This window comes from Streptomyces sp. NPDC001450 (assembly GCF_053597295.1).
Map to the genome: position 1 here is coordinate 32,409 of NZ_JBSFHY010000013.1, position 24,796 is coordinate 57,204.

The 24,796-nt window shown below is 72.5% G+C and carries 19 protein-coding genes and 1 pseudogene; 8 read left to right on the forward strand and 12 right to left on the reverse strand.

What is annotated here, in order from left to right:
* Positions 1 to 189 precede the first annotated feature (189 nt).
* A complete protein-coding gene (locus ACWC5O_RS16460) occupies positions 190 to 2,250 on the forward strand; it encodes a hypothetical protein (protein ID WP_450580590.1) in 2,061 nt (686 codons plus the stop codon).
* A gap of 273 nt (positions 2,251 to 2,523) precedes the next feature.
* On the opposite strand, the gene ACWC5O_RS16465 is transcribed toward ACWC5O_RS16460, so the two are convergent.
* From ACWC5O_RS16465 to ACWC5O_RS16475, 3 genes are all read right to left on the reverse strand, one after another.
* A complete protein-coding gene (locus ACWC5O_RS16465) occupies positions 2,524 to 2,865 on the reverse strand; it encodes a hypothetical protein (protein WP_450580591.1) in 342 nt (113 codons plus the stop codon).
* A gap of 402 nt (positions 2,866 to 3,267) precedes the next feature.
* Positions 3,268 to 3,804 (reverse strand): tyrosine-type recombinase/integrase, encoded by a 537-nt coding sequence (locus ACWC5O_RS16470; RefSeq protein WP_450580592.1) that lies wholly within the window; start codon positions 3,802 to 3,804, stop codon positions 3,268 to 3,270.
* A gap of 148 nt (positions 3,805 to 3,952) precedes the next feature.
* Positions 3,953 to 4,354 (reverse strand): hypothetical protein, encoded by a 402-nt coding sequence (locus tag ACWC5O_RS16475; protein ID WP_450580593.1) that lies wholly within the window; start codon positions 4,352 to 4,354, stop codon positions 3,953 to 3,955.
* 207 nt (positions 4,355 to 4,561) lie between these two features.
* Here ACWC5O_RS16475 and ACWC5O_RS16480 point away from each other — a divergent pair, with 207 nt between their 5' ends.
* Together ACWC5O_RS16480 and ACWC5O_RS16485 are read left to right on the forward strand one after the other, a co-directional pair.
* Positions 4,562 to 5,047 (forward strand): VOC family protein, encoded by a 486-nt coding sequence (locus ACWC5O_RS16480; RefSeq protein ID WP_450580594.1) that lies wholly within the window; start codon positions 4,562 to 4,564, stop codon positions 5,045 to 5,047.
* A gap of 452 nt (positions 5,048 to 5,499) precedes the next feature.
* Positions 5,500 to 5,646: pseudogene (locus ACWC5O_RS16485) on the forward strand (GntR family transcriptional regulator); the annotation flags it as partial.
* Here ACWC5O_RS16485 and ACWC5O_RS16490 read toward each other — a convergent pair.
* Positions 5,647 to 5,991 carry a hypothetical protein gene (locus ACWC5O_RS16490; protein ID WP_450580595.1) on the reverse strand — a complete coding sequence of 115 codons (345 nt, stop codon included), beginning with the start codon at positions 5,989 to 5,991 and terminating at the stop codon, positions 5,647 to 5,649. It abuts the pseudogene before it with no gap.
* A gap of 419 nt (positions 5,992 to 6,410) precedes the next feature.
* On the opposite strand from ACWC5O_RS16490, the gene ettA reads away from it, so the two are divergent.
* From ettA to ACWC5O_RS16505, 3 genes are read left to right on the forward strand one after another with little or no spacing between them, the layout of a single operon-like run.
* Positions 6,411 to 8,075: an energy-dependent translational throttle protein EttA gene (gene ettA / locus ACWC5O_RS16495; protein WP_450580596.1), complete on the forward strand. Its 1,665-nt coding sequence runs from the start codon at positions 6,411 to 6,413 to the stop codon at positions 8,073 to 8,075.
* A gap of 6 nt (positions 8,076 to 8,081) precedes the next feature.
* Positions 8,082 to 8,495, forward strand: a complete 414-nt coding sequence (locus ACWC5O_RS16500; protein ID WP_403948138.1) for an acyl-CoA thioesterase — start codon at positions 8,082 to 8,084, stop codon at positions 8,493 to 8,495.
* Positions 8,492 to 9,169: a hypothetical protein gene (locus ACWC5O_RS16505; RefSeq protein ID WP_450580597.1), complete on the forward strand. Its 678-nt coding sequence runs from the start codon at positions 8,492 to 8,494 to the stop codon at positions 9,167 to 9,169. The genes ACWC5O_RS16500 and ACWC5O_RS16505 overlap by 4 nt, the downstream gene beginning before the upstream one ends.
* A 19-nt stretch (positions 9,170 to 9,188) precedes the next feature.
* Here ACWC5O_RS16505 and ACWC5O_RS16510 read toward each other — a convergent pair whose 3' ends face one another.
* The 4 genes from ACWC5O_RS16510 to ACWC5O_RS16525 form a co-directional block, all read right to left on the reverse strand.
* Positions 9,189 to 10,145 (reverse strand): ABC transporter ATP-binding protein, encoded by a 957-nt coding sequence (locus ACWC5O_RS16510; RefSeq protein WP_450580598.1) that lies wholly within the window; start codon positions 10,143 to 10,145, stop codon positions 9,189 to 9,191.
* Positions 10,146 to 10,174: 29 nt separating this feature from the next.
* Positions 10,175 to 12,880: an FtsX-like permease family protein gene (locus ACWC5O_RS16515; RefSeq protein ID WP_450580749.1), complete on the reverse strand. Its 2,706-nt coding sequence runs from the start codon at positions 12,878 to 12,880 to the stop codon at positions 10,175 to 10,177.
* A gap of 10 nt (positions 12,881 to 12,890) precedes the next feature.
* The gene (locus tag ACWC5O_RS16520) at positions 12,891 to 16,244 is read right to left on the reverse strand and encodes an FtsX-like permease family protein (protein ID WP_450580599.1); all 3,354 of its coding nucleotides are present in this window, start codon (positions 16,242 to 16,244) and stop codon (positions 12,891 to 12,893) included.
* A 144-nt stretch (positions 16,245 to 16,388) separates the two neighbouring features.
* Positions 16,389 to 16,793, reverse strand: a complete 405-nt coding sequence (locus ACWC5O_RS16525) for a globin (RefSeq protein ID WP_450580600.1) — start codon at positions 16,791 to 16,793, stop codon at positions 16,389 to 16,391.
* A gap of 100 nt (positions 16,794 to 16,893) precedes the next feature.
* Here ACWC5O_RS16525 and ACWC5O_RS16530 point away from each other — a divergent pair, with 100 nt between their 5' ends.
* The gene (locus ACWC5O_RS16530; RefSeq protein WP_450580601.1) at positions 16,894 to 17,871 is read left to right on the forward strand and encodes a methyltransferase domain-containing protein; all 978 of its coding nucleotides are present in this window, start codon (positions 16,894 to 16,896) and stop codon (positions 17,869 to 17,871) included.
* 20 nt (positions 17,872 to 17,891) lie between these two features.
* Here the strand turns inward: ACWC5O_RS16530 and ACWC5O_RS16535 are convergent, their stop codons facing one another.
* The 4 genes from ACWC5O_RS16535 to ACWC5O_RS16550 form a co-directional block, all read right to left on the reverse strand.
* A complete protein-coding gene (locus ACWC5O_RS16535) occupies positions 17,892 to 19,526 on the reverse strand; it encodes an FHA domain-containing protein (RefSeq protein WP_450781010.1) in 1,635 nt (544 codons plus the stop codon).
* A gap of 49 nt (positions 19,527 to 19,575) precedes the next feature.
* Positions 19,576 to 20,919: a vWA domain-containing protein gene (locus ACWC5O_RS16540; protein WP_450580603.1), complete on the reverse strand. Its 1,344-nt coding sequence runs from the start codon at positions 20,917 to 20,919 to the stop codon at positions 19,576 to 19,578.
* A 102-nt stretch (positions 20,920 to 21,021) separates the two neighbouring features.
* Positions 21,022 to 22,332, reverse strand: a complete 1,311-nt coding sequence (locus tag ACWC5O_RS16545; RefSeq protein ID WP_450580604.1) for a PP2C family serine/threonine-protein phosphatase — start codon at positions 22,330 to 22,332, stop codon at positions 21,022 to 21,024.
* On the reverse strand, positions 22,333 to 24,519 hold the full coding sequence (locus tag ACWC5O_RS16550) for a tetratricopeptide repeat protein (RefSeq protein WP_450580605.1): 2,187 nt from the start codon (positions 24,517 to 24,519) through the stop codon (positions 22,333 to 22,335).
* Between the two features lie 10 nt (positions 24,520 to 24,529).
* On the opposite strand from ACWC5O_RS16550, the gene ACWC5O_RS16555 reads away from it, so the two are divergent.
* Positions 24,530 to 24,796 (forward strand): hypothetical protein, encoded by a 267-nt coding sequence (locus ACWC5O_RS16555; RefSeq protein WP_450580606.1) that lies wholly within the window; start codon positions 24,530 to 24,532, stop codon positions 24,794 to 24,796.

Consider the following 24,796-nt stretch of genomic DNA (forward strand, 5'->3'; position numbering starts at 1 on the left):
CACAACGCGGGAGGGTGTTACAGGCCACCCCCGCACCAAAAGAAGCTGACACACAGGTAAAGTCCGACCACCTATTTGGAGAACATCCGTGCGCATCGGCTTCCAGTCCGCGGCCGTCTGACCGCGCCAGTCCGCGAGCCGGTGCTCAGGGATGTTGAGTTGCCTGGAGCCCGCGAAGTGTCATCGCCCTTGTCCGCTCGGTCGCGTACCGCAGCGGCACGCCTCCTCCTGCCCACGGTGCTCGCCCTGTCGTACGCCGGCCAGGCGGTTGGCGCCCTCCTCCCGAGTGTTCCCCTGCTCGTGGCCTCCACCGTTGCCGGGCTGGTTGCGGACGTGGCCATGCACCGGTGGCAGCGGGGCATGGCCAGTGCCCTCGGGAAGCTGCACGCGACGGTGTTCGTGCGCCAAGTCGTTCGGGATCTTCTGCTGGTGGCCGGCCTGATCCGCATCGAGGATCAGGACTACGAGACGAAGTACCTGGTGCTCGTCTGCGGTCTGCTGGTCTTCTACTCGCTCCACTTCGCCTGCCAGGCGCTCGCGATGCTCGTACGCCGGACCCGCACCCTGCCCGTGGTGACCCGGAACATCGACGCCTCGCCGCTGCGGCTGAGCCCCGCTCCTCCGGCGCTGCTGATGAACCGCGCCGGGCAGCGGCTCCTGATGTTCGGACTGCCCTCGACGGCCGGCCTGCTCACCACCGCGGCGGGCGTCTCGGCCTGGTCGGCTGCCGCGGGCATCGCCGTGTCCGCCGCCCTCGCCGTGGTGGCCGTCGGCATGCTGATGGTGCGGCTGCTGCCGGCCCGCAGGCCGGTGACGAGCGAGCAGGCGCTGGAGTGGTTCGAGGCCTGGCTCGCGGAGTACCAGCCGACAGTGGGCATGTACTTCTCCGGCGGCACCAGCTCGGCCTACCAGGCGAACATGTGGCTGGAGCCGCTGGCCCGGCTGGAGGGCCGTCCGCTCATCGTGCTGCGTGAGCGCTTCATGGTGCGGAAGATCGCGTCCACCGACATCCCGATCGTGTGTCTGCCCAAGGTCGCCGACCTGATGAGGCTGGAGCAGTCCACGCTGAAGATGCTGATCCACCCGTCGAACTCCGGCAAGACCTCGCAGGTGCTGCGGATCCCCACCATCAAGCACGCCTTCGTCAACCACGGCGAGAGCGACAAGCTCTCCAGCTGCAACCCGTACGCGAAGGCGTACGACGAGGTGTGGGTGGCCGGCCCCGCGGCGCGCGAGCGGTACGCACTGGCGAACGTGGGTGTCGACGACCGGGACGTCGTGGAGATCGGACGCCCGCAGCTGGACGCGATCGCGCCGTACGCCGGTGCGCCCACGGGCCCGTACACCACGGTTCTCTACGCCCCCACGTGGGAGGGCTGGGACGGCAACCCGGGCAACACCTCGATCATCGAGGCCGGCGAGAACATCGTCCGCGCCCTCCTGGCCGATCCGGGGGTCCGGCTCCTGTACAAGCCGCACCCGCTGACCGGTTCGGTCGTTCCCCAGGCGGGAGCCGCGAACGCCCGGATCCAGGAGATGATCCGCGCCGCGAACGCCGTCCGTGCCGCGGAGCACGCCAACGAGCGGCCGGCGCCCTCCGCGGCGGCGGAACTGGCCGACCGGACCGCCGAACTCGACCGGCTGACCACGTCCTCGTTCCGGGCGAGCGCGGACGACGCGGAGCGGATGCTGCTCCAGTCGGCCCCGGAGCCCGGCCGGGCCGCGGCCGTGGCCGCGGCGACCACCGCCTGGGAGGCCGCGTTCTGGGCCTCGTTCCCCGCGTGGGAGCACCAGATCGTCACCGGCGCGCGGCCGAACGTCTACGCCTGCTTCAACGAGGCCGACGTACTGGTCAGCGATGTCTCCAGCGTCATATCCGACTATCTGGAGAGCGAGAAGCCCTACGCCGTCGCCAACACCAGCGGCCTTCCCGAGCAGGACTTCCGCGCCACCTTCCCCACAGTCCGGGCAGGCGCCGTCCTCACCCCGGACGCGGCCGGCATACCGGCCCTGCTGGAGTCCGTGCGCCACCCCGAGAAGGACGCCTACGCCGAGGCCCGCACCGAGCTCAAGCTGCACCTGCTGGGCCCCTCCGACCCGCCGTCCGTCGTCCGCTTCAACGAGGCGGCCCGTGCGCTGTGCGCGGAGGCCGACGAGCACCGGGCGAGCATGGCGGTGCGCGCACTCCCGGTGATCCCGACGCAGCGAGACGCCGGCGCGACGCTGGACAGCGAGCACGCCAAGGGCTGAGTCCCCAGGGCGGCTACGCCGGACCATCCGGTCCGAGGGGCTGTCACACCCGGGTCTGCGGGCGTGGCGGCCCTTCGGCCGTTCCGGGAAACCCCAGGTCAGCGGAGCCCGCCCGTACTGGTTTCCATCCAGGGGTGGCGGTCAGGCAAGACGGGGTGTTACTTACCACGAGAGGGCATGAAAAGGCCCCTCACCAGCAGGTTTCCCGCCGATGAGGGGCCGTGTCAGGCAGCCTGGGCCGTCTGGGGGCCGTCGGTCGGGGGAGGAGACACTTCAGAGACCGACTATGGGTGGCTCGCCCGCGACGCTCCCTAAGCCGAGGTCGGCGCGCATCACGGCGCGCATCCTCTCCCATCTCTCCCAGAGCCGAACGAAGTCTGTCCGTATTTCGTCAAATGACCCATCCGGATCCGGATTCCCTTCTTCCAGGCACATGGTCCGCCGGTACACCTCAGACAGCGCGGTTGTCATCCCATCTAGCTCGACCAGAACTGCTGCCGACGCGACCATCTGGGCCTCAGCGAACACGGAGTGGTGGTCGCGTCGGGCCTCCTCGACCAACTCGCGTGCATCCGGCGTGACAGGTCCTTTGTGCACAGTCCACAGGAAGTTCATGAGATGGGTTCGGTAGCGTCGAAAGGACGCGTTTACTTGCATGTAGCCGTCGCGTCGACGGTTCAGCTCAGCTACTTGCTGCTCACGGTGCCACTGAGCTTCAGCCACCTGCTGCTGACGCTCAAACTGTTCCGATTGAACGCGAGCCAGGAGACGTTGCGACAGGACAGAGGCAACAAGCGTGCCTGTGACACCAACCACCGCAGCAGCTAACCCGATGAGCGCGCTTCCCATTTGACCCCCTGACTGGTTGACAGACTTACGTCAGCGGCATCGTGCCCGCAGTGCGGCGGTAGCGGATGATTTTTGCGCCTTGGTGTCATCGCCTCCCACTTACGGGTTCACCGAGTGAGGGCGCAAAATGGCCCCTCACCAGCGGTTTCCTGCCGATGAGGAGCCGCCTCAGGCTGCCTGGGTCGTCTGCGGACCGTCATGGGAATGACCGGCGGCCCGGTACATCGCGGAGATGGCTTTCCGGGTCCGTGTCTCGCTGGACGGCATGAGGTGCGTGTAGACCCGGAGCGTGAATCCGGGATCGCTGTGGCCGAGGTACTGGCTCAGAGCCTTGATGCTCTCCCCGGCGTCCAGGAGCACCGAGGCGTAGAAGTGGCCTAGGGCGTGCATGCCGTGTTCGCGTGCTGCCGCGTAGCGCTCGCCTTTCTCGGCGGCCGGGATGATGCCGGCGGATGCCAGAGCGGGCTTCCACGACTGGTCATTAAACCCCTGGCTCCAGATGGCCGCGCCGATGCCGCTCGTGAAGACAAGGCGGTGCGTCACCTTCGGGCCGGTCGGGGTCAGCCAGGGCAAGGTCACGTCGACGGGCGGGAAGCACTCCAGGTGCTCGCCGAGAGCGGCCGACACCTCCGGGTCGAGCGGGACGTCACGGAGCTTGCCGCGCTTCGGCGGGGCGAAGACGAGCGTGCCGCGAACCTTCTTCACCTACCGGCGGACGTACAGCCAGCCGAGGTCCCCGATGTTGTCGACGGCCGGTCCGAAGATCTCGCCCTGTCGCAGCCCGCATACGACGCCGAGGTCGGCCATGGCCCTGTAGCGCTCAGGGAGGCCACCCCGTATGCCGAAGACCTGCTCAGCAGTCCATGGATGGACGCGTGTCGGCGCGGGACGGGGCGCCTTGACCGATCCGGGCCCGGCAGGGATTTGAGGCCAGCAGACGGTCATCCACGCCCGCGTTCAGCACGGAGGACACCGCGTCGAAGATGAGGCGCCGGTACTGGGCCGACGCAACGGCGTCTTCCAGCTGACGGTTCCAGTCGCGGACGTGCTCGGGCTGGAACGACCCGATGGGGCGCGTGCCGAGGTACGGCAGGGCGTGAAGGCGCAGCCTGCCTTCCACAGCGGCACGGCTGGTGAGATCCGTTGTGAGGGCACCGAGCCAGTGGCTCAACTCCACCAGCGCGGCCCGGGCGCCGGCCGCGCACAGGGCCGTCAGCACCTCGTTAACGCTCCAGCTGTAGATCGTGATCTCCATGCCTGATGTGACTCAACGCTGCCGTCGGCGGATGAGCACTCGAGTTGGCGAGCTGTGCCTTCCGATTGGCAGGGCAGGGCCTGCAGGTGCTCTGCAGGCAGGACTTGCAGGGCCACATCGACGCTTGACCTCAACCAAACTTGAGCTTTTAGGTTCCTTCCAGAGCCGCAGGAGCCGACCAGCGGTGCCTTTTCAAGGAGGTTCGCCGTGACCGAACGCACAGACCGCATCGAGATCCCCGACCGCTACCGCTATGCCGTGATCCCGCACATCATGGTCGACGACGCCGCCGCGGCGATCGACTTCTACCAGCGGGCGTTCGGCGCCCGGGAGGACTTCAGGATCGACGCTCCGGGCGGCGGGATTCTGCACGCCGAGATCACCATCGGACGGTCGGCCCTGATGCTGGGCGACGCCAGCGTGGACGAGGCGGAGGCCGCCTCCTTCGCCGCGCCGACCTCGCTCGGCGGAGGCACGTCCGTCACACTGCATGTCTTCGTGCCGGACGTCGACAGCCTGGCGGAGCGCGCAGAAGCCGCTGGTGCTGAGATCCTCCAGCCGCCGAAGGACATGTTCCACGGTGACCGCACCGTCATCCTCAAGGACCCTTCAGGTCACATCTGGGTATTTCTGACCCACGTGGAAGACGTCTCGCAGGAGGAGCTTCGGCGCCGCCTGACCACCGCCGGGTGACTGGACCCGAGCACCCTGGTCAAGACGGCAGGTTCCAGGGGTGCGCGCGGTGATCCGGACCGAATGCCGAGCGCCGTACCTGACGGAACTCGCCGACTGAACAGCTCGGTCATGCCTGGGCTGCTTGCCACCGGTAATGGCTGGCCCGGGATCGGGCCTGGTGACGACGTCGGACTGGGTGACCGGCGACGAGGTGTACGGCGGCAACCCGAAGCTGAGGGCGGCTCTGGAGGAACGCGGCATGGGCTATGTGCTCGCCGTGGCCTGCTTGGCCGAGTGGCCACCAAAGCAGGGAAGTTCCGCGCCGACGCGAGGGGGAAGAGCGAAACAATCTCCGGATATCAGACCACGCGTCTGTCGACAAAGCCGTAGTGATCGAACACGCCGGCCATGTGTCGCTATCCGGGGGCGAGCTTAAGCAGCGGGGAAGGCCACTTCAGGCCTGTCCACCGTCGCTCCCAGGTATCCAGAAGGCCGCGCTCGTCACGCACATCCGGCGGACGTACTACAGCGACCAGGGGCGGCCCGTGGAGACGGCGGACATCGGGGTGCCCGCCGCGCACTGCGAGACCGTGTACGAGATCCCGATCAATCGCTAGCTAGGGCTTGTCCGGCCGATCATGTGCGGAGCCAGATGACCGCACGCTGGATACACGCAGCATTCCGCGCACGTCCTCATAGCGGTCCACGAACGCTCGGATCTCCCGCTCGGTGCCGCCGGTGAAGATCACCCATGGCCCGTCCACCACCACAGGGTCCCCCCACCACACCTCGACGTCGGGTTCGGAGGGCGGTGGTGGTGTCCAGTCGGGATCCAGCGCGGCAATGGCGGCGAACAGGCGATCATCGGCAAGACCGTTGAGCAACATGCCTTTGCCGCCAGGCCGGCGGAACACGATGCCCTCACCCCATACGAACCACGTATCGGCCTCGTCGTCCGACATCCCGTCCCGTTCCTCGTGTCGTTCTGCCTCTGTCCGCTCGTTCGAAGAGGTTGACATCATGCTGCCGCCGCAGCGTCCCTGGTCGTCTGGCTCCGCACATGATCGCCGGGGCAAGCCCTAGCCGACAGCCGACGGTGAACCTGCTGCCCGCCGGGGCTGCTCGTAAAAGGGGGCAGCCGTGCCCCGGGCGTGCCCGTCCAGCCCGCGAGCGGTGCCCCACTTCGGGCCGTCCCTGGGCCGTCCGAGGTCCCCCGAGGGCACTCAACGGCGCCCGACAGCGACAGACGAGCCGCAGCCACCAGCAGTGAAGCCGCAGGTCACAGCCCCCGCACCAAACGGGTTAACACCCAAGCCTGGCGTTCAGGCAAGATGGGGTGTATCTGCCCACTGCCAGATTTCAAGCTGCCGGACGGTTTCTCTTGGCTGAGTACATCTACACCATGCGCAAGGCGCGCAAAGCGCACGGCGACAAGGTGATCCTCGACGACGTCACCCTGAGCTTCCTGCCGGGGGCGAAGATCGGCGTCGTCGGGCCGAACGGCGCGGGCAAGTCGACCGTCCTGCAGATCATGGCGGGACTGCAGCAGCCGTCCAACGGTGACGCATTCCTGTCGCCCGGTTACAGCGTCGGCATCCTGCTCCAGGAGCCCCCGCTGAACGAGGAGAAGACCGTCCTGGAGAACGTCCAGGAGGGTGTCGCCGGGATCAAGGGCAAGCTCGACCGGTTCAACGAGATCGCCGAGCTGATGGCGACCGACTACTCGGACGCGCTGCTCGACGAGATGGGCAAGCTCCAGGAGGACCTCGACCACGCCAACGCCTGGGACCTCGACGCTCAGCTCGAACAGGCCATGGACGCGCTGGGCTGCCCGCCCGGCGACTGGCCCGTCACCAACCTCTCCGGTGGTGAGAAGAGGCGTGTGGCGCTGTGCAAGCTGCTGCTGGAGGCCCCCGACCTGCTGCTCCTCGACGAGCCCACCAACCACCTCGACGCCGAGTCGGTGAACTGGCTGGAGCAGCACCTGGCCAAGTACCCGGGCACCGTCGTCGCGATCACCCACGACCGGTACTTCCTGGACAACGTCGCCGAGTGGATCCTCGAGCTCGACCGCGGCCGCGCCTACCCGTACGAGGGCAACTACTCCACGTACCTGGAGACCAAGGCCACCCGTCTCAAGGTCGAGGGCCAGAAGGACGCCAAGCGGCAGAAGCGCCTCAAGGAAGAGCTGGAGTGGGTCCGCTCCAACGCCAAGGGGAGGCAGGCCAAGTCCAAGGCGCGTCTGGCCCGCTACGAGGAGATGGCCGCCGAGGCCGACAAGATGCGGAAGCTGGACTTCGAGGAGATCCAGATCCCGCCGGGGCCGCGGCTCGGCAACGTCGTCGTCGAGGTCGACAAGCTGAACAAGGCCTTCGGTGAGAAGGTCCTCGTCGACGGCCTCAGCTTCACCCTGCCGCGCAACGGCATCGTCGGTGTCATCGGCCCGAACGGCGCCGGCAAGACCACCCTGTTCAAGATGATCCAGGGCCTGGAGACTCCGGACTCCGGCGACATCAAGGTCGGCGAGACCGTCAAGATCTCGTACGTCGACCAGAGCCGCGAGAACATCGACCCCAAGAAGACGCTGTGGGAGGTCGTGTCCGACGGGCTCGACTACATCAACGTCGGCCAGGTCGAGATGCCCTCGCGCGCGTACGTCTCCGCGTTCGGCTTCAAGGGCCCGGACCAGCAGAAGCCGGCCGGCATCCTGTCCGGCGGTGAGCGCAACCGCCTCAACCTGGCGCTCACCCTGAAGCAGGGCGGCAACCTGCTGCTCCTCGACGAGCCCACCAACGACCTCGACGTCGAGACCCTCAGCAGCCTGGAGAACGCGCTGCTGGAGTTCCCCGGCTGCGCCGTGGTCGTCTCCCACGACCGGTGGTTCCTCGACCGCGTCGCCACGCACATCCTCGCCTACGAGGGTGAGTCGAGGTGGTTCTGGTTCGAAGGCAACTTCGAGTCGTACGAGAAGAACAAGATCGAGCGGCTCGGTGCGGACGCCGCGCGCCCGCACCGCGCCACCTACAAGAAGCTGACCCGGGGCTGATCGATCTTGCGTCACATCTACCGCTGTCCCTTGCGCTGGTCCGACATGGACGCGTACGGCCATGTCAACAACGCGGTCTTCATCCGCTATCTGGAGGAAGCCCGGATCAACTTCCTGTTCCGCCCGGACAAGGAGTTCAAGCAGGGGTCCGTGGTGGCGCGCCACGAGATCGACTACAAGCGGCAGCTCGTCCACCGGCACCACCCGGTGGACATCGAGCTGTGGATCACCGAGATCAAAGCCGCGTCCTTCACCATCACCTACGAGGTGAAGGACGAGGACGTGGTCTACGTACGGGCCTCGACGGTGGTCGTGCCGTTCGACTTCGAGGCCCAGCGGCCGCGCCGGATCACCCAGGAGGAGCGGGAGTTCCTCGAGGAGTACACGGACGCGGCCGACGAGGAGGCCGTCGCGGCATGACGGTGCTGCACCTGGCCGACGAGTCGGAGGCGGCGGACCTCGCCGCCTTCCTCTCCCGGCTGCTCCACTACGACCGTGGAGCCGCGGTGCGCCTGCAGGCGTCCGGGACCGCGCTCGCCGTGTTCGGCCGGCCGCCGTCCTTCGAGGTGCTGGCGGTCCGAGCGGTGCGGCTGGCGAAGCCGTACGAGAACGGTCTCGACGTCACGCTGGACGTGACCGTCTCCGCCGGTGAACTCCTGGAGTCCGTGGACGAGCGGGCCGCCACGGCCGCCGTCCCGGCCGCGGTCACCGGGCCGCCGTGGGCCGGTGTGCTCCCGCCGCGCGGCGGCTGGCAGCCCGAGCCGGGGCTGCCCGCACCGGACGAGCTGCGTACGACGGTGGCCGCGGCCGTCGCCGAATTCCGGTCCCGTACCGAGAAGTTGGCGCCGGAGCGGCGTACGCGTACGGAGCTGGACCGGATCGGACGGGACATCTGGTCCCGGGAGACAGGGGAGACCCGGCTGCCGGTGCGGGCCGTGCACGCGGCGCAGTCACTGGGCTTTCTGCGGCCGGGGGCCGGCGCGGCCGAGACCGGTCTGTTCTCCTCCGGGGCGTGGCTGAGGCTGCGCACGCCGTACGGATCCGTCGCGGTGCGGCGCGCCGGGCTCGGCAGCCTCGGCGTCAGCGTGCGCTGACCGACCTCCTGCTTCTCCGCTACTTCTCCTCGCTGTCGTCGGGCCACACTCCGATGTGGTCCGGCTCCAGTTCCAGCGCCACCCGGTCGCGCATGTTCAGGGCCCTCGTGTACTCGGCGGGCAGCTGGAGGCGGCCCGCGCGGTCGAGCATGGCGTACTCGCGGGCGACCACGGTCTCGTGGCCCGTCGTGGCGTCCACCTCGCTGCGGCGCAGCACCTCGGTGGAGGTGCGGCCGTCGCGGATGGCGACCGTGCGGCGGACCTCGCCGGCCACCGCCTGGTCGTGGGTGACGATGACGATGGTGGTGCCGAGGGTCTCGTTCGCGGCGCGGAACGCGTCGAAGATCTGCGCGCCGGTCTGGGAGTCGAGCTCGCCGGTGGGTTCGTCGGCGAGGAGGACCGCGGGGGCGTTCGAGAGGGCCACGGCGATCGCGGTGCGCTGCTGCTGGCCGCCGGACATCTCGTGCGGGTGGCGGTCGCGGCAGTCGGCCACCTGAAGCAACTCCAGGAGTTCCAGGGCGCGTTCGGTGCGGACGCGGCGGTGGGTGCGGGTGCCGGACAGCTGGAGGGGGAGGGCGACGTTCTGGGCCGCGGTGAGGTAGGGGAGCAGGTTGCGGGAGGTCTGCTGCCAGACGAAGCCGACGACCTCGCGGCGGTAGGCGAGGCGGTCCTTCGCGGTCATGGTGAGCAGGTCGCGGCCGGCGACGCGGGCGGCGCCCGCGGTGGGGGTGTCCAGGCCGGCGAGGATGTTCATGAGGGTGGACTTGCCGCTGCCCGAGGCGCCGACCAGGGCCATCAGCTCGCCCTCGCGGACGAGGAGGTCGAGGCCCTGGAGGGCCTGCACCTCCACGCCGTCCGCGGAGAAGATGCGGACGAGGCGGTCGCAGGTGATCAGGGCGTCGTGGCCGTAGGCGGGGCGGTTGCGGGTCTCGGCGACCTGGTTGGCGAGGTCGGTGAGGGTGGGATCGGCTGTCATGGGGTCTCCTGAATGGTTGCCCTGAACGCTCATCGGCTCTCCCCCGCCCGCAACTCCCGCACCGACCCCCGTCTCCCCGTCCACCACGCCTGGGCCCCCGCAACCCCCACCGTCAGCACGACCACCGTGATCGCCGGTGCCGTCAGTGACCAGGGGTCCGGGTGCAGGGTGGCCGCGTTCACGCCGGGCTGGGCGGAGGTCAGGGCGACGGTGGTGAGGTCGATGCCGGGGGAGAGGAGATGGATGGCGGTCCAGCCGGTCAGGGTGCCGCCGGCCGCGGCGAGGAGGGCCTGGGGGAGGGACTCCAGGACGAGGAGGCGGCGGCCCTGGGCGCGGGTGAGGCCCATCGTGCGCAGGCGGGCGAGGAGCGCGGCCCGTTCGGGTGCCGCCCGCAGCAGCGCGAGGAGCAGGGCGAGGACGGCGAAGCCGGCGCCCGCGGCCACCGCCGCCGTGTAGACGTGCCCGGCGCCGGTCTGCAGGGGCGAGTCGGCGTACCGGGACCGCACCTCGGCCAGGGTCTGCACCGTGACCGAGGCGGGGGCCGCGCGGCGCAGCGCGTCCGCGTTCAGGCGGGCGCCGGTCAGCAGCAGTGTCGTGGGGCGGACGGCCGCGTCCGGGAGCCCGGCGCGGTTCACGATCAGGAAGTCGGCGCCGGGCACGGCCGGGGTGCGGTCGAGGACGGTGGTGATCCGGACGGTGACGGCGCTGCCGTCCTCCAGCCGTACCAGGAAGGGGCGTCGGGTGCCGTACGCGCGGGCGATGGCGGGGGAGGCGAGGGCGGGGAGCGTCTTCGCGTTCTTCAACTCGCCTGCCGGGAAGGTCCCGAGGCCGGTGTCGGCCGCCAACCGGCCGTACGCGGCGGGGTCCACCCCGACCAGCGGTACCGTGTCCTCCCCGTCCAGTGGCTTCGCCTCGTACGTGATGCTCGCCGCCGCCACCCCGCGCACCCCGGGCAGCGCGCGTACCCGGGCGGCCAGGTCCGCCGGGAGCGGGGTGGTCGCGTCCATGCGGGCGTCGGCCCCGACGGTGAGCAGGGCCGCGCGGTCCCGGGCCTCGGCCACGCCGGCCAGGACCGAGCCGCCGAAGGCCGCCGTGGTCAGCGCGGTCAGCAGGGCCAGCAGGGGCAGTACCGCAAAGGCCTGGGCACGTCCCGCGCGGGCCAGGGACAGATGGCCCACCGCCCCGCGCAGCCGCCCCGCCGGGCGGCCCAGGCAGCGCAGCAGCAGGGGATGGAGGCGAAGCAGCAGCAGGGCCGCGATGACGCCGGTCAGCACCGGGGCCAGGGAAACCAGTTGACCGGCCGACGTCCCGCTGCGGCGCAGGGTCGCCACTGCCCCGGCCGCCAGGGCCAGCAGGGTCAGCTCGGCCACCGTGCGGCGCCGGGAGGGCCGTACCGCCGTCACGTCCTCCCGCGCGGCCGTCACCCGTACCGCGCGGTGGGCGAGCGCGGTGCGCAGCGGGAGAGCGGCGCAGGCGGTGAGCGTGACGGCCAGGGCGGCGGCCACGGCGGGACCGGTACGGGCGCCGGGGAAGAGGAGGAGCGCGGCGGCCAGGCCGGCCGCGCCCGCGGGTACGGCGACCACGGCGGTCTCGGCCAGCAGCCGGCCGGTGAGGCCGGGCAGTGAGGCGCCCCGGGCGCGGAGCAGCGCGAGTTCGGTGCGACGGCGGTCGGCGGCCAGCCCGCCCGCCATGAGCAGGACGACGACGGCGACCGCGGCGGTGCCGACGGCGGCCACCGCGACCAGCGGGGAGATGCCCGAGCGCAGCCTGGAGAAGGAGGTGAGGGCGTCGTCGAGGCCGGTGGTGACGTCCAGGGCCGGACCGGTGGAGGCGCGGGCGTGCCGGAGGCCGGGGCCGGACTCCAGTGAGGCGACTGCGGACTTCAGACGATCGAGGTCGTGGGCGCGCAGGCCGTCGAGGCGAGGAGCGAAGTACCAGTAGCGGAAGGGGCTGGGGCTCGCGCCGGTGGCCGCGAGGACCGGAGCCGCCTCCTGGGGGAGCAGGAGCGCGCCGAGCCAGTAGTTCTGCGGCGGGCCCGGGTCCGGCACCCGGGCCAGCTCGGGCGTGCGCAGCAGGGGAACCGTCGACCAGTAGGCACCGGCCGGGTCGTGCGGGACTAGGATGCCGGTGATCCGGACGGCGAGCGGGCCACGGACGACGCCCGGCACATGGATGACCGAACCCACCTTGATGTGCAGGCTTTTGGCGGTGGCGGCGGTGACGGCGGCCTCCACCTCAAGCGAAGCCGCGTCCACCGGGCCCGAGGCGCGCGGCAGCCGGCCCTCGCGGACGCTCGCGTGCCCGGACAGGCCGCTCTGGGCGATGAGCGAGACCTTGGCAGGCACGCCGCTCGGCCGCGGGATCCACGGATCGAACACCGCTGTGGGCTTGTCGGTCGCGACCCCGTACGCCGACTGGGCGCGGTCGACGGACAGGAAGTCACCGACGGTGGTCAGCAGCCGCCGGTAGTGCCGCTTCAGGACGGTGGGGCGGAGCACGCTGTCCGGGGCCTCGTCGGACATGTCATACCGCGTCGCCGTCGCCCGCACGGTGGTGCGCTCGGGACGGGCCTGGTGGACGGAGTGCCGCAGGCCCGCGTCCTCGTACCGGTCGACCGCCCGCGGAAAGGCCCCCGCCAGACAGGCGGTCACCACGACCAGCAGCGCCAGCGCGAGCGCGGCACCGGGCGCGACCCGCAGCCGGGTGCGCACCCAGGGAGCGACCACGGCGGGCACGGAACTCACGTCACTCACCCCTCTGTTCGCGCAGCGCCCGCGCCGGATCCGCCCGGCGCAGGGCCGCCACCACCGAGACCGCGAGCGGAGCAACCGCGACGGCCGCCAGCAGCAACGCCACGCGGCCGGGCGGGAGTTGGACCAGCAGTCCGGGCACGGGGCGGGTGGCGTCGCCGGTCAGGACGATCAACGGGAGCACCCCACGGGCCAGTACGGTGCCGAGGGCGACGCCCACCGTCAGGGCCAGGCCCACCAGGACGGCCTGCTCGGCGGCGACCGTGCGGGTCAGCCGACGGCGTGGGGCGCCGAGGGCGCGCAGCACGGCGAAGTCCGCCTCGCGCGCCCGCAGCGACCCGGCGGCGCCCACCGCGAAGCCGACCGCGGCGAGGGCCGCCGCCACCACGGCCGCCGCGGCGAACGCGGCCGTCGGCCCGGCACCGAAGGGGTCGTCACGCAGCTCGGCGGCGATCTCGTCCCGGACCACCACCTGCCCCGGGTCGAGGACGTCCGGCAACGCCCGCACCGCGGCGGCGACCTGGGCCGCGTGGCCCGGAGCGGTGCGCAGCCACCACTCGGTGGGCGTGAGGCTCTCCCCGTACCGCGCCTGCAACGCCCGGTTCGCGGCCCGCAGATCGACCAGTACGGCGCCGCCGTCATGGCTGCCCGAGGCGCCGGTCGTGGGCAGCGTGCGCACCGCCCGGACGATCCGCACCGGGATGCTCTGGTCGCCGACCTGTACGTCCACGCGCTGCCCGGTGCGGGCGCCCGCCGAGTCCAGGAACCGGTCGGTGGCGACGGCCGTCACCTCGGGCGGTGCGGGACGCACCACCTGCAGCTGGACGGACAGGGTCGCGACGGTCAAGCTGTCCGCGTCCGGGAGGTATCCGGTGCGGTAGGAGACGGCCAGCGGCCGGGTGGAGACGATCCGGGGCCGGGTGGGGCTGGTGGCGGGGGTCGTGACGGCCGCGCCGCCGGTGTGCACGGCCGTGGTCCAGGACGCGGGCAGCGCCAGCGGGCGCCGGGACCCGTCGCTCCCTTCGGCGGTCAGATCGCGGAACGTGAGCCGGTGTTGTTCGGCCCGCGCGGCCGGCTGGGGCATGTCCAGCTGGAGCGCGGTGAGGATCGCCGGACCGGGGGCGGAGCCGAGGTCGAGGGCGAGGGTGTGCGGGCGGCCGTCGGCGGGGAGCCGGCCGAACGGCACCTGGTACGGCACCCCGGACCGGTCCTCGAGCCCGACCGTGACGTCGGCGGTCGTCCCGGGTCCGGCCGAGCTGTGCAGGCTCGCCGTCAGCCGCAGCCGCGCGGTGTGCGCCGGCACCCGGGTCCCGGCCGGGGAGTCCTTCGGCGTCAGCGCGGCCAGCAGCGGCTTCACCGGTACGGCAGCCAGGTCCGGGCGCATCAGCAGCGCGTCGCCCGCGTGCGCGGTGTCCATGGCCAGCACGGTCGCCGTACGGTCGCCGGACAGCGGCTCCTCGGCGCGTGCGGCGGGGACGGCCGCGCGTACGTGCGGCAGTGCCGCGTACACGTCCGTACGGCCGAGTTCCCCGTCCCCCGCGGACAGCACCCGCACCGGCACTCCGGCACGGAAGTCGGCCTGGTCCTCCTGCGAGCGGTCCCAGGAGGACGCCTGCCCGATGGCCAGCATGCCGAGCGCGACGGCCAGCACGAGCAGCAGCACCGGGCCCGCGGCGCGTGCGGTACGGCGGCTGAACTGCCAGCCGGCCAGCGCCATCGGCAGCCCCCGCCCGGCCGCCGCCCACCGCTCGGCGAGCCGCGCCACGGGCGGCAGCAGCCGCAGCGTCAGCACGGTCCCGGCGAGCAGCGCCAGCGCCGGCGCGGCGACCAGCAGGGGATCCACCCTGAGCGCCCCCGACCGGTCGGCGGCGACACTCCCCGAGTCCTGCTGTGCCAACTGCCAGTAGGCCACCGCGGCCACGGCGAGCAGGCCCAGGTCGCCCCCGGCGCGGAGCGGGGTCGGGAGCAGACCGGCGCCGGTGCGGCGGGCGCGCGGGCGGGAGCCGCCGGGGGAGACTCCCGAACGGCCCTTCCCGAAGCGGGAGATGAGCGGTCGTCGTGCCCGGCCCGGCTCCGCCCGCCGTCCGCGCCGCTCCGTCTCTGCCCCCGTCAGCGCCGGTGGTGTCACCGTCAGCGCGCAGCCCAGGGCCACGGCGGTCGCCACCAGCCAGACGCCGGGGCTGCCGCCGGGCGGAAGATCCAGCCGCAGGCCGAGGTGGGACAGCGGGCCGTGAGTGGTCAGCAGGGTGGTGAGCGGTCCGGCGAGCAGGGGCGCGCCGACGGCCGCCGGGAGGGCGAGCAGCAGCGACTCGGCCGCGGCGAGGGCCGCGATCCGGGCACGGGAGGCGCCCCGCGCCCTGAGCAGCCTTGTCTCGGCCGCCCGTTCGGCGCCGAGCAGCCGGGCCACCAGCAGCAGCGCGTACCCGGCGAGCAGCACCAGCTGGAGCGCGACGATCAGCAGGGTCGAGCGGGAGACCAGCAGCGAGCGGTCGGCCCGGTCCAGGACGTCCGGCAGCGAGGTCGTCGACGCGGTCACCCCGCTCAGGGCGTGGGACGTGCGCAGCGCCGTGCTCCCGGTCCGCGCCGCGTCCCGCAGCGCCCCGATCCGCCCGGTCGTCACCGAGCCGAAGTCGGCCGACGCCAGCCAGGCCGTCGGCCCGGTGCTCACCCGTCCGTCGGCGAGTACCGAGGGGTCGGCGAGCAGCGGCCCGTACGTCGTGAAGCCGGACTCCTTCACACCGCGCCCGAGCAGGTCGTCCAGCTGCCAGTACGGCGCGTTCGCCGACACGGGCCGGTACAGCCCGCTGACGCGTACCCGGACCGTCCCCTCGCCCAGCCGGTCGGCCAGGGTGAGGTGGTCGCCGGGCTTCAGGCCGAGCGGCCGGGCGGCCGCCTGGGGGAGTGCCACCTCGATCTCGCCGCCCGTCCGGCCGGGAAGCCGGCCGGCGACCGGCCGCACCTGCGTGCGGTCCGGCGCGGCGAAGAAGGTCAGATCCGGGTTGCCCGACCGCTCGGCGGGCGGCTGCAGCGAGCGGGGCAGAGCGTACGGGCCCGAGCGGCGCAGCGTCCGCACGGTCACCGGTAACCCGTCGAAGGTCCGGCGCGCGCCCTGTCGTACGGCGGTGTCGGCGGCTGCACGCCCGTCCGCCGGTACCTCGGCCTTCACGGTCAGCGAGGTGGCGGCCGCGTTGCGCGGGTCGTTCAGCACATGGCGCAGCGCCGCGTCCCCGATCGCGCCCGAGTACGCCGTGAGCGTCGCCAGCACCGCGGTGGTGAGCAGCACCGTGAGCAGGGTGGAGCCGAGCAGCAGGCGATGCGCCCGCGCGCGTGCAAAGACGAACCCCGTCACCCTGCCCCCGTGTCGTCCGGACTTCCAGACCTTTGGGCGATGCTGGCAGAGGTGACGGCTCGCGGGTAAGCGCTTCTCGATCGGTCTATACCGGATCGTGACCGGATTCCGGAGCCGGACGACCGGATTCCGGCGTTCAGCGGGTCATTCGGGGGTGTTCACCATCGACTGGGCCGCGTACGTCAGGTAGTTCCACAGCGTCGTCTCGTGCTCCTCGGAGAGCCCGAGCTCGTCGACGGCCACCCGCATGTGCCTCAGCCAGGCGTCGTGCGCGGCCCGGTCCACGGTGAACGGGGCGTGCCGCATCCGCAGCCGGGGGTGACCGCGGTTGTCGCTGTAGGTGGTGGGGCCGCCCCAGTACTGCATCAGGAACAGGGCCAGCCGCTCCTCGGCCGGGCCCAGGTCCTCCTCCGGGTACATCGGCCTGAGGAGCGGGTCCTCGGCGACTCCCTCGTAGAAACGGTGGACGAGCCGGCGGAAGGTCTCCTCCCCGCCGACCTGCTCGTAGAAGGTCTGCTCCTGAAGCGTGCCGCGCCGAATCTCTTTCACCCGTCCATGGTCTCAGACGGGGTGACCCAGGACTCAAGCCTTGGGACCGGTCCTGCGCCGGCAGCCCTGCTGTGGGCACGGGCGGCCCTACTGTGGACATATGGGCGCCTACGACACCGAGATCGACGTGCTCGCCGCCGTGGCGCGGGCCGCGCTGGTGCGGGAGATCGACGCCGAGGGGGTCTGGGACGAGGACCGGGTGTGGCGGCAGGCGTTCTCGGAGGTGCCCCGGCACCTGTTCGTGCCGTACTACTACGTCGGCGTCAGGGACGGCTACGAGCGCCGCTGGCGGGAGAGTCCGGACCCCGAGGACCGCAGACGCTGGGTGTTCGGTGCCTACGCCGACACCCCGCTGGCCACCCGGCTGCGCGACGGCGAGCTGCTCTCCTCCAGCAGCCAGCCCTCGCTCATGGCGAGGATGCTGGTCGACCTGCGGGTCGAGGACGGCAACCGGGTCCTGGAGGTGGGCGCCGGGACGGGGTACAACGCGGCACTGCTCGCGCACCGGCTCGGCGACGACGGCCTCGTCACCACCGTCGATCTGGAGCCGGAGATCACCGAGTCGGCCCGGCAGCACCTGGCCGCGGCCGGGTACCACCCGGTGGCCGTCACCGGCGACGGCGCGCGCGGGGTGCCCGAACGAGCCCCGTTCGACCGGATCATCGCCACCTGCACGCTGTCCACGGTGCCGCGCGCCTGGCTCGACCAGTGCAGCCCTGGCGCCCGCATCCTGACCCCGTTCGCGACCGGGCTGCTCGTCCTCGCCGTCTCCGACGCCGGGCACGCCGAGGGCCGTTTCCTGTCCGAGGCCGCCTACTTCGTGCCGCTGCGGGGCGCGGGCCGGGCGGACCCCGGTGCGATGTCCCTGCACGGGCTGCCGCGCCCGGCCCGCGAGCACGAGCTGTTCTGCTTTCTGCTCGCCCTGACCCGCGGCTCCTTCGACCCGCAGGAGGCCCACGCCCTGTGGGAGCGCGAGGGCAGACCGGACCGCGCACGGTACGGCGTCACGGTCAGCGGCGAGCGCGTGTGGGCGTGGCTGGACGACCCGGAGGGGCCGTACACCTGGCCCCTCCCTTAGCCGTCCGGCTCAGTCTCGGTTCAGCCCCGGCGGACGGTGATCGTCGTCCAGGCGCCCACGTGCACCCGGTCGCCGTCCTGCAGCGGCACCGGCACGAACGGCTGGATCGGTTCGTCCGAGCCGTTGACCGTGGTGCCGTTCGTCGAGTTCTGGTCGACGACCGCCCAAGTGCCGTCCGGCTGCTGGACCAGCACCGCGTGCTGGTGCGAGACGCCCGGGTCCTCCGGCGGCACCGACAGGTCGATGTCGGGGGTGTCGCCGGTGGAGTGCCGACGACGGCCGATGGTGACCTGGTTGCCGCTGAGCGTGCGCTGCTGCTCGGGCGAGTACGCGGGCAGGTTCAGGCCCGCGGCCTCGGGGCCGGAGCGGTGCATCATCGCCATGAAGTAGTCGCGGTCCGGGCCGATGGTGGCGATCCACGTCGTGGGACCCTGCGGCGCCGGCGGGAAGCCGGGTCCGGGCGGAGCCTGGGTGGCGCCGGGCGGCGGGTAGCCGTAGCCGCCGCCCTGTCCGCCGCCGGGGCCACCGGTACCGCCGGGGCCACCGGGGCTCCCGGCCGACGGCGGGGGGATCACCCAGTCGTCGTCACCGCCGCCGAAGGCCGGACCGCCGGCCGGGGGCCGACCGGTCTCCCGCGGGAACGCGGGCGGCGCGGGCGGCCCGGACTGCTGGAAGGCCTGCGGCGCACCACCGGCCGTGCCGCCGGGACCGGCGGGCGGGGTCGGCCCGGGCGGCGGCGGAACCGGACGCGACGGGTCGCCGCCGAAGCCGGAGGGGCCACCGGGGCCACCAGGACCGGAGGGCTCACGGCCGAAGGGCGGCGGGCCGGAGGGGCCGCCGGGGCCACCCTGGCCCTGACCGCCACCGAAGCCGGAGGGGCCGCCGGGGCCACCCTGGCCCTGACCGCCACCGAAGCCGGAGGGGCCGGGGCCACCCTGGCCCTGACCGCCGCCGAAGCCGGAGGGGCCGCCGGGGCCACCCTGACCCTGTCCCGGGCCAGAGCCGAAGCCGGACGGGCCACCGGGACCACCCGGGCCCCCCTGGCCCTGACCGCCGCCGAAGCCCGAAGGACCGCCGGGGCCGCCAGGACCGCCCTGACCCTGACCGCCGCCGAAGCCCGACGGGGGGCCGGACGGACGCTGGTCGCCGCCGAAGCCGCCCGGGCCGCCCGCGGTGGGCGGTGGGCCGGACGGGCCGCGCTCGCCGGCGAACGGCGTCGGGCCCGAGGGTTCGCTGCCGAACGACGGGATCGGCTCGGCGGGCCGGTTCACCTGCGAGGGCCGAGAGCCCTGGTACTCGTACGAGTCACCGCCGCCGTACGTCGCGCTCGGCGGCTGGAAGCGCGGCTGGGCCGGGCGCGGCGCTGCCGGCGTGTAGGAGGTGGCCGTGTTGGTCAGGAAGTTCCACCGGCACTCCTCGCAGAAGGGTGCGCCGCCCTCGCGGGGCGTACGGCACTGCGGGCACAGCTCCGGCTCGGGCGCACCGGACCCCTGCAGGCGGCCGCCGGCCTGGGTGCCCTGCGGGGGCGGGAAGCCGTAGCCGCCGGCGGCCGGGGGCGGCGGCGGGGGCGGAGGTACGGCACCGGCCATGCGGTGACCGCAGACCTCGCACCAGTCGTCGGAACCCGACTGGTGTCCGTTCGGGCAGGTCGGCATGTCGGCGCTTCCCCCTCTCCTTCAGGTCCTACTCGGTACTGCCGGGTCACTACTTCTTTACACGAACAGTCTTTGTGGACCGTGTCTCGAGAGTCATCTCGTCGGCCTCCTCGACCTTCGTCTTCAGTCGCACAGTACCTGTCGCGGCATCGACCACGTCCACCACCTTCGCAAGCAGTTTCGCAGTATCGGCGTTCCCGGAGGCACTCGCGAGCTGAACAGCGCGGCCCAGTTTGGCCGTTGCTCCATCGAAATCGCCCGCTTTGCGAAGATCGAGCCCCTGCTGGATGGCTTGTGCCAGTTCGGCCTGCCCGGTGTAGTGGGCGACTTGGGGGTTGATCGAGGTCGAGGCCGTCATGTCGTCGGTCCACACGGCCCGTACGAGCCCCTGGGCGCCGAGGTTCTGTGCCGTTCCGTCCGCTTGTGGGATGACCAGCGAGACCCGGGCGGCGAGCATCTCCTGGCCGAGACCGGCCGCCGGGACCTCGACGCACAGGTGGTAGTCGCGGGACTCGTCGCCCCAGGACCCGGTGGGGTAGTCCCCGGCCCGGGGTCCGGCCTCCGTGCGCCGGCCGGTCAACTCCTCCACCGTGGGCGCGACTTGCTTGACGAACCTGATGGTCGTACCCACCGGGGTCCACACCCGCAGGGCGACGTCGGCGACCTCCTTGCCCATCGCCGTCTCCATCATCCGCGTGAAGTCGGCGGCCAGTCCGGCCGGGTCGGCGACGATGTCGGCGGTGCCGAGCAGCGCGGAGGCGATGCCTGTGACTTCTTTCACTTCCCAGTCGGTGCCCACGCCGCGCGCGTCACAGGTGAACCGCCCGGCACACTCGTCCAGCGCGGCCCGGAGGTCCTCCGGCGACTCGTGCTCGTTGCGTCCGTCGGTGAGCAGGATGCCGTGCCGGATGGCCACGTCCGCCGAGGACAGCAGCCGGTCGGCCAGCCGCAGCCAGGTGCCGATGGCCGTACCGCCGCCCGCGCTGAGCCGGCGCAGCGCCTGCTTGGCCTCCTCGCGGGTACGGGCGTCGGCGACCGCGAGCCGCCCGGAGCCCGGGTAGACCTCCTTGGCGACGTGCGTGCCGCCGATCACCGCGAAGTGCGTGCCGTCGCGCAGGGTGTCGATCGCGGCGGCCGTGGCGTCCCGGGCGTTGCGCATCTTTGTCGGCGGGTAGTCCATGGAGCCCGAGCAGTCGACCATGATCGCCACAGCGGCCGAGGGCCCGCGACCCGGTGCGAACACGGGTGCGGCGACCGCGGTCCCGGTGGTGCCGCCCCCTGTCGCCGTCACCGTGACGATGGCGTTGACCTCACGGCCGCCCTCGGGCAGGTACTCGTTCTGGTAGACGTCGACCGAGAACTGTGGCGCGTGGGACTTCGCGAAATTGGCCATGTTGGTTCAGATCCCCCTTGGACACCCCGCTGAAGCGGAGCAAATGCGTGTGGACGGACCGGTCCCCTCCGGTCCGCCGAGGCTTGCCCGTTCTGTACGGCCTCAGGCCGATCCTGCCCCCTGCGGCGGCGTCGGGAACGGCACGACGGCCACTGTTACGTTGTCGTGGCCCCCGCCGTCCAGGGCGTGGCCGACCAGAACGCGGGCGCTGTGCAGCGGCCGCTCGGCCGCGTCGGCCGGTACGGCCTCGGACATCTCCTCGGCCGTCTCCGCGTAGTTCCACAGGCCGTCGGTGCACACCACCACGACACCGGGCCGGTCCGGCTTGAAGGAGGCGGTGTGCGGCTCCAGTTCGTAGGCGTCCGCGCCGAGCCAGCCGGTGATCGCGTGGGCGCGCTCGTCGGCGTACGCCTCCGCCTCGTTCATCAGGCCGGCCGCGACCATCTGCGCCGCCCAGGAGTCGTCCTCGGTCAACCGGGCCGCGGGCGCGCCGCGGTCCGCCGGCACCCAGTAGGCGCGGCTGTCGCCGACCCAGCCGACCACCAGCAGCCCCGAGGTGACGATCGCGCCGACGATGGTGCATGCCGGGGCGTTCTGGTGCGGGGCGTGTTCGCGGTCCGCGGCGGGCTCCTCGGCCAGCGCGTTGACGGCCTGGGCGGCGGCCACGATCGCCTCGTGCATCGCCTGCTGCGGGTGGGTGCCGCGCGGCAGGGCGGCCAGCAGGATGTCACCGGCCGCCTGCGCGGCGGCCGCGGAGGCGTCGTCCGGGCGGGTCGCCGAGGACACGCCGTCGCAGACGATCGCCAGGGCGGCGGGGGAGCCGTCCGGCAGCGCGGTGTGGCCGACGGTGAAGGCGTCCTCGTTGCGGTGGTGGCGCAGACCGCGGTCGCTGACCGCGGCGACCGGGCCCGACTCCCGCTCCATGTGGTCGCGTTCGCGGGGCTGGGCGTGCCCGCAGTTCTCGCAGTAGCCGTCGCTGTCCACCCGGCCCGCCCGGCAGGCCACACAGACCGGCTGGGGCTCCTCCGGCACGGCGGCGGCCGCCGCACGCGGGTCCGGCGCCTGCAGCGGGTACTCGTCGGGCTCCGGGGGCCGGTCGAAGCGGACACCGGGGGCGTCCGGCTCCTGGGCGTGCAGGGGCTTGCCGCCCGAGTCGGTGCCGGGCAGATCGGCCGGCAGATGCACCTCGCCCTGGGCGCTGCCGGAGCCGGCCGGCTCGGTGGCGGGCCAGCCCACGCCGTCCCCGGGCGCGGGGGAGCCGGTCATGGTGAGCGTCGGATGGTCCTGCGGCGGTACGGGCACGACGGAGAGGTCGTATCCGCACGCGCCGCAGAACAGGTCACCCGACTCGAGCGGCTCCGCGCAGCTCGGGCACTTCGACCGTGCGGCCTGCTGGGGCATCTGCGACATCAACTACACCCACGTCCGGGGGCGGTAACGGTTGGCCCGTTCCACCAGTTCGATCCTCTCCTCGCCGCCGGGCGCCAGCCGGGCCAGCGTGCGGTACGCGCGCTCCAGTCCGAAGCGGAGGCCCCGCTCGTCCAGACCGCTGCCGAGCAACACCCGTCCGCCGGCGGTGGGTCGGTCGGTGCCCTGCCCTGTGGAGAGTATCCAGTCCAGCGCGCTGCCGAGCACTTCGGCCGCCAACTGCTCGCGCCGGGCCGGGTCCAGGCCGTACGCGTCCAGCGCCTCGACCTGGCCGGCGGCGGCCGTCAGGTCGTCCAGGAACGGTACGTCCGCGGGGCTCGCCGTGCGCTGTCTGAGCCGCGCCCGGACCGCGGCGACCCGGGCGGCCGTGTAGTGGATGGAGGACTCCGGCACCGACTCCAGGGTCCGCACGGCACCGTGCCGGTCCCCGGCCGCGAGCTGCACCCGGGCCAGCCCGAAGGCCGCGCTGACGAAGCTCGGGTCGGTCGCCCACACCAGGCCGTAGTACTCGGCCGCGTTGTCCAGCTGGCCGAGCACCTCCGCGCACAGGCCGAGCGCCAGCTTGGGCGCGGCCTCGCCGGGGAAGGCGTCGTAGATCGCGTCGAAGGAGAGCGCCGCGCCCTCGAAGTCGCCGGTGACCAGGGCGGCCACGCCCCGGTACCACACCACCCGCCAGTCGTCGGGCCGTTCCTCGTCCAGCTTGGCCAGCGCCATCAGCGCGGCCTGGTGGTCGCCGCTCTCCAGCCTGGCCCGGATCTGCCGCAGCCGGGTCTCGACGGTCTGCGCGGGCGCCGCGTCCAGCGCGCTGATCAGCTCGGCCGGCGCGGACGCCATCAGGCCGGCCAGGAAACCGGCGTTGGGGTCGCCCGGGTCGACCAGCGGGACGGGCAGGGCGAGGGCGGCGGCGGGGGTGTCGACCGGCTTGACGATCGACGCCGGGGGCAGCGCGGGGGCGGGCCGGGTGCCGTGCACCTGCCGCGCCCCGAGCCGGGACACGTCCCCGTCCAGCTTGGGGAACAACTCGCTGTCCGTGACCTTCACTTCGGGCCCGAGCAGCGTCGACAGCGCGGGCCGGGCCTGCCCGGTCTGCAGCGAGACGACCTCGCGCAGGACCCCGGTCAGCTGCTCCGCCATCTCCTGCGCGGAGGCGAACCGGCGGGCCGGGTCGGGGTCGGTGGCGCGGACCAGGAGCCGGTAGAAGGACTCGTACCGGCGGAAGACCTCGATGTTGTCCGGGTCGGGCAGGGAGTCCACGAAGACGTTCGTGTAGCCCTGGAAGTCGAAGGTGAGCACCTCGAGGGTACGGCCCACCGTGTACAGGTCGCTCGCCACCGACGGGCCGACCTCGGCGACCTCGGGCGCCTGGTAGCCCACCGTGCCGTAGATCGCCGACTCGTCGTCGTCCATGCGGCGCACCGCGCCCATGTCGATCAGCTTGAGCTGGTCCTCGGTCTGGATGGCGTTGTCGACCTTGAAGTCGCAGTACAGCAGGTTGCGGCTGTGCAGATGGCCGAGCGCCTCAAGGGCCTCGATGCCGTAGGCGCACGCCTGCTCCACCGGCAGCGGATCGCGCCGGCCGTCCGGTGTGCGGCGGGCGTTGGCGATCTCCTTCAGCGACTTGCCGCCGACGTACTCCATGACGATGTAGCCGTCGAGGGAGCCGGTGCGCTGGTCGAGGTGCTCCACGAAGTTGTAGATCCGCACGATGTTGGCGTGCTCGATCTCCGCGAGGAACCGCCGCTCGGAGATCGCGGCCGCCATCGCGTCCTGGTCGCCGGTGTCCAGCAGACCCTTGAGCACCACCCACCGGTCGGACACGGCCCGGTCCACGGCGAGGTAGATCCAGCCCAGGCCGCCGTGCGCGAGGCAGCCCGCGACCTCGTACTGGCCGTGCACGATGTCCCCGGCCCGCAGCTTGGGCACGAACGAGTACGGGTGCCCGCACTTGGTGCAGAACCCTTCCGTGCGCCCCGGCCGGTCACCGCGCGCCCGGCCCACGGGAGCACCGCAGTCGGAGCGCGAGCAGAACCGCTTCCGCTCGGGCACCTCCGGGTTCTCCAGCACCATCGCGCGCGGGTCGGGCCGCGGCACCTGCGGCACCGAGACGAGACCGGCGCCCAGCCGCCCCCGCGAGGAGGCGCCGGAGGAGGAGCCGGAGCTGCGCACGGACACCGAGCGGCCGGTGGACCTGCCCGACAGGGAGCGCGAGAGCCGCCCGGACACCGAGCGCCGCGACCTGGACGACTGCGACGACGTACGCGAGCTGCGCGAACTGCCGCCGCTCGCCGAGCCCTTGCCGCCACTGGTGATCCCGGTGGGCGGCGACCCGACCAGGCCGGTCGCCGAGACGACGGGGGCGAGGCCGCAGGTGTCGCAGTACAGTTCACCGCCGCCGACGTCCTCGTACGACCCCTCGCAGCCCGGCCGCTGGCACGCCCGCTGTGCCTGA

Bases quoted from the DNA above. Each gene is read 5' to 3' on its own strand.
- ACWC5O_RS16510 (WP_450580598.1), bottom strand. From the start codon at position 10,145: ATGACAGCCGATCCCACCCTCACCGACCTCGCCAACCAGGTCGCCGAG.
- ACWC5O_RS16535 (WP_450781010.1), bottom strand. From the start codon at position 19,526: ATGCCGACCTGCCCGAACGGACACCAGTCGGGTTCCGACGACTGGTGC.
- ACWC5O_RS16540 (WP_450580603.1), bottom strand. From the start codon at position 20,919: ATGGCCAATTTCGCGAAGTCCCACGCGCCACAGTTCTCGGTCGACGTC.
- ACWC5O_RS16530 (WP_450580601.1), top strand. From the start codon at position 16,894: ATGGGCGCCTACGACACCGAGATCGACGTGCTCGCCGCCGTGGCGCGG.
- ACWC5O_RS16475 (WP_450580593.1), bottom strand. From the start codon at position 4,354: ATGGAGATCACGATCTACAGCTGGAGCGTTAACGAGGTGCTGACGGCC.
- ACWC5O_RS16465 (WP_450580591.1), bottom strand. From the start codon at position 2,865: ATGAACTTCCTGTGGACTGTGCACAAAGGACCTGTCACGCCGGATGCA.
- ACWC5O_RS16490 (WP_450580595.1), bottom strand. From the start codon at position 5,991: ATGTCGGACGACGAGGCCGATACGTGGTTCGTATGGGGTGAGGGCATC.
- ACWC5O_RS16505 (WP_450580597.1), top strand. From the start codon at position 8,492: ATGACGGTGCTGCACCTGGCCGACGAGTCGGAGGCGGCGGACCTCGCC.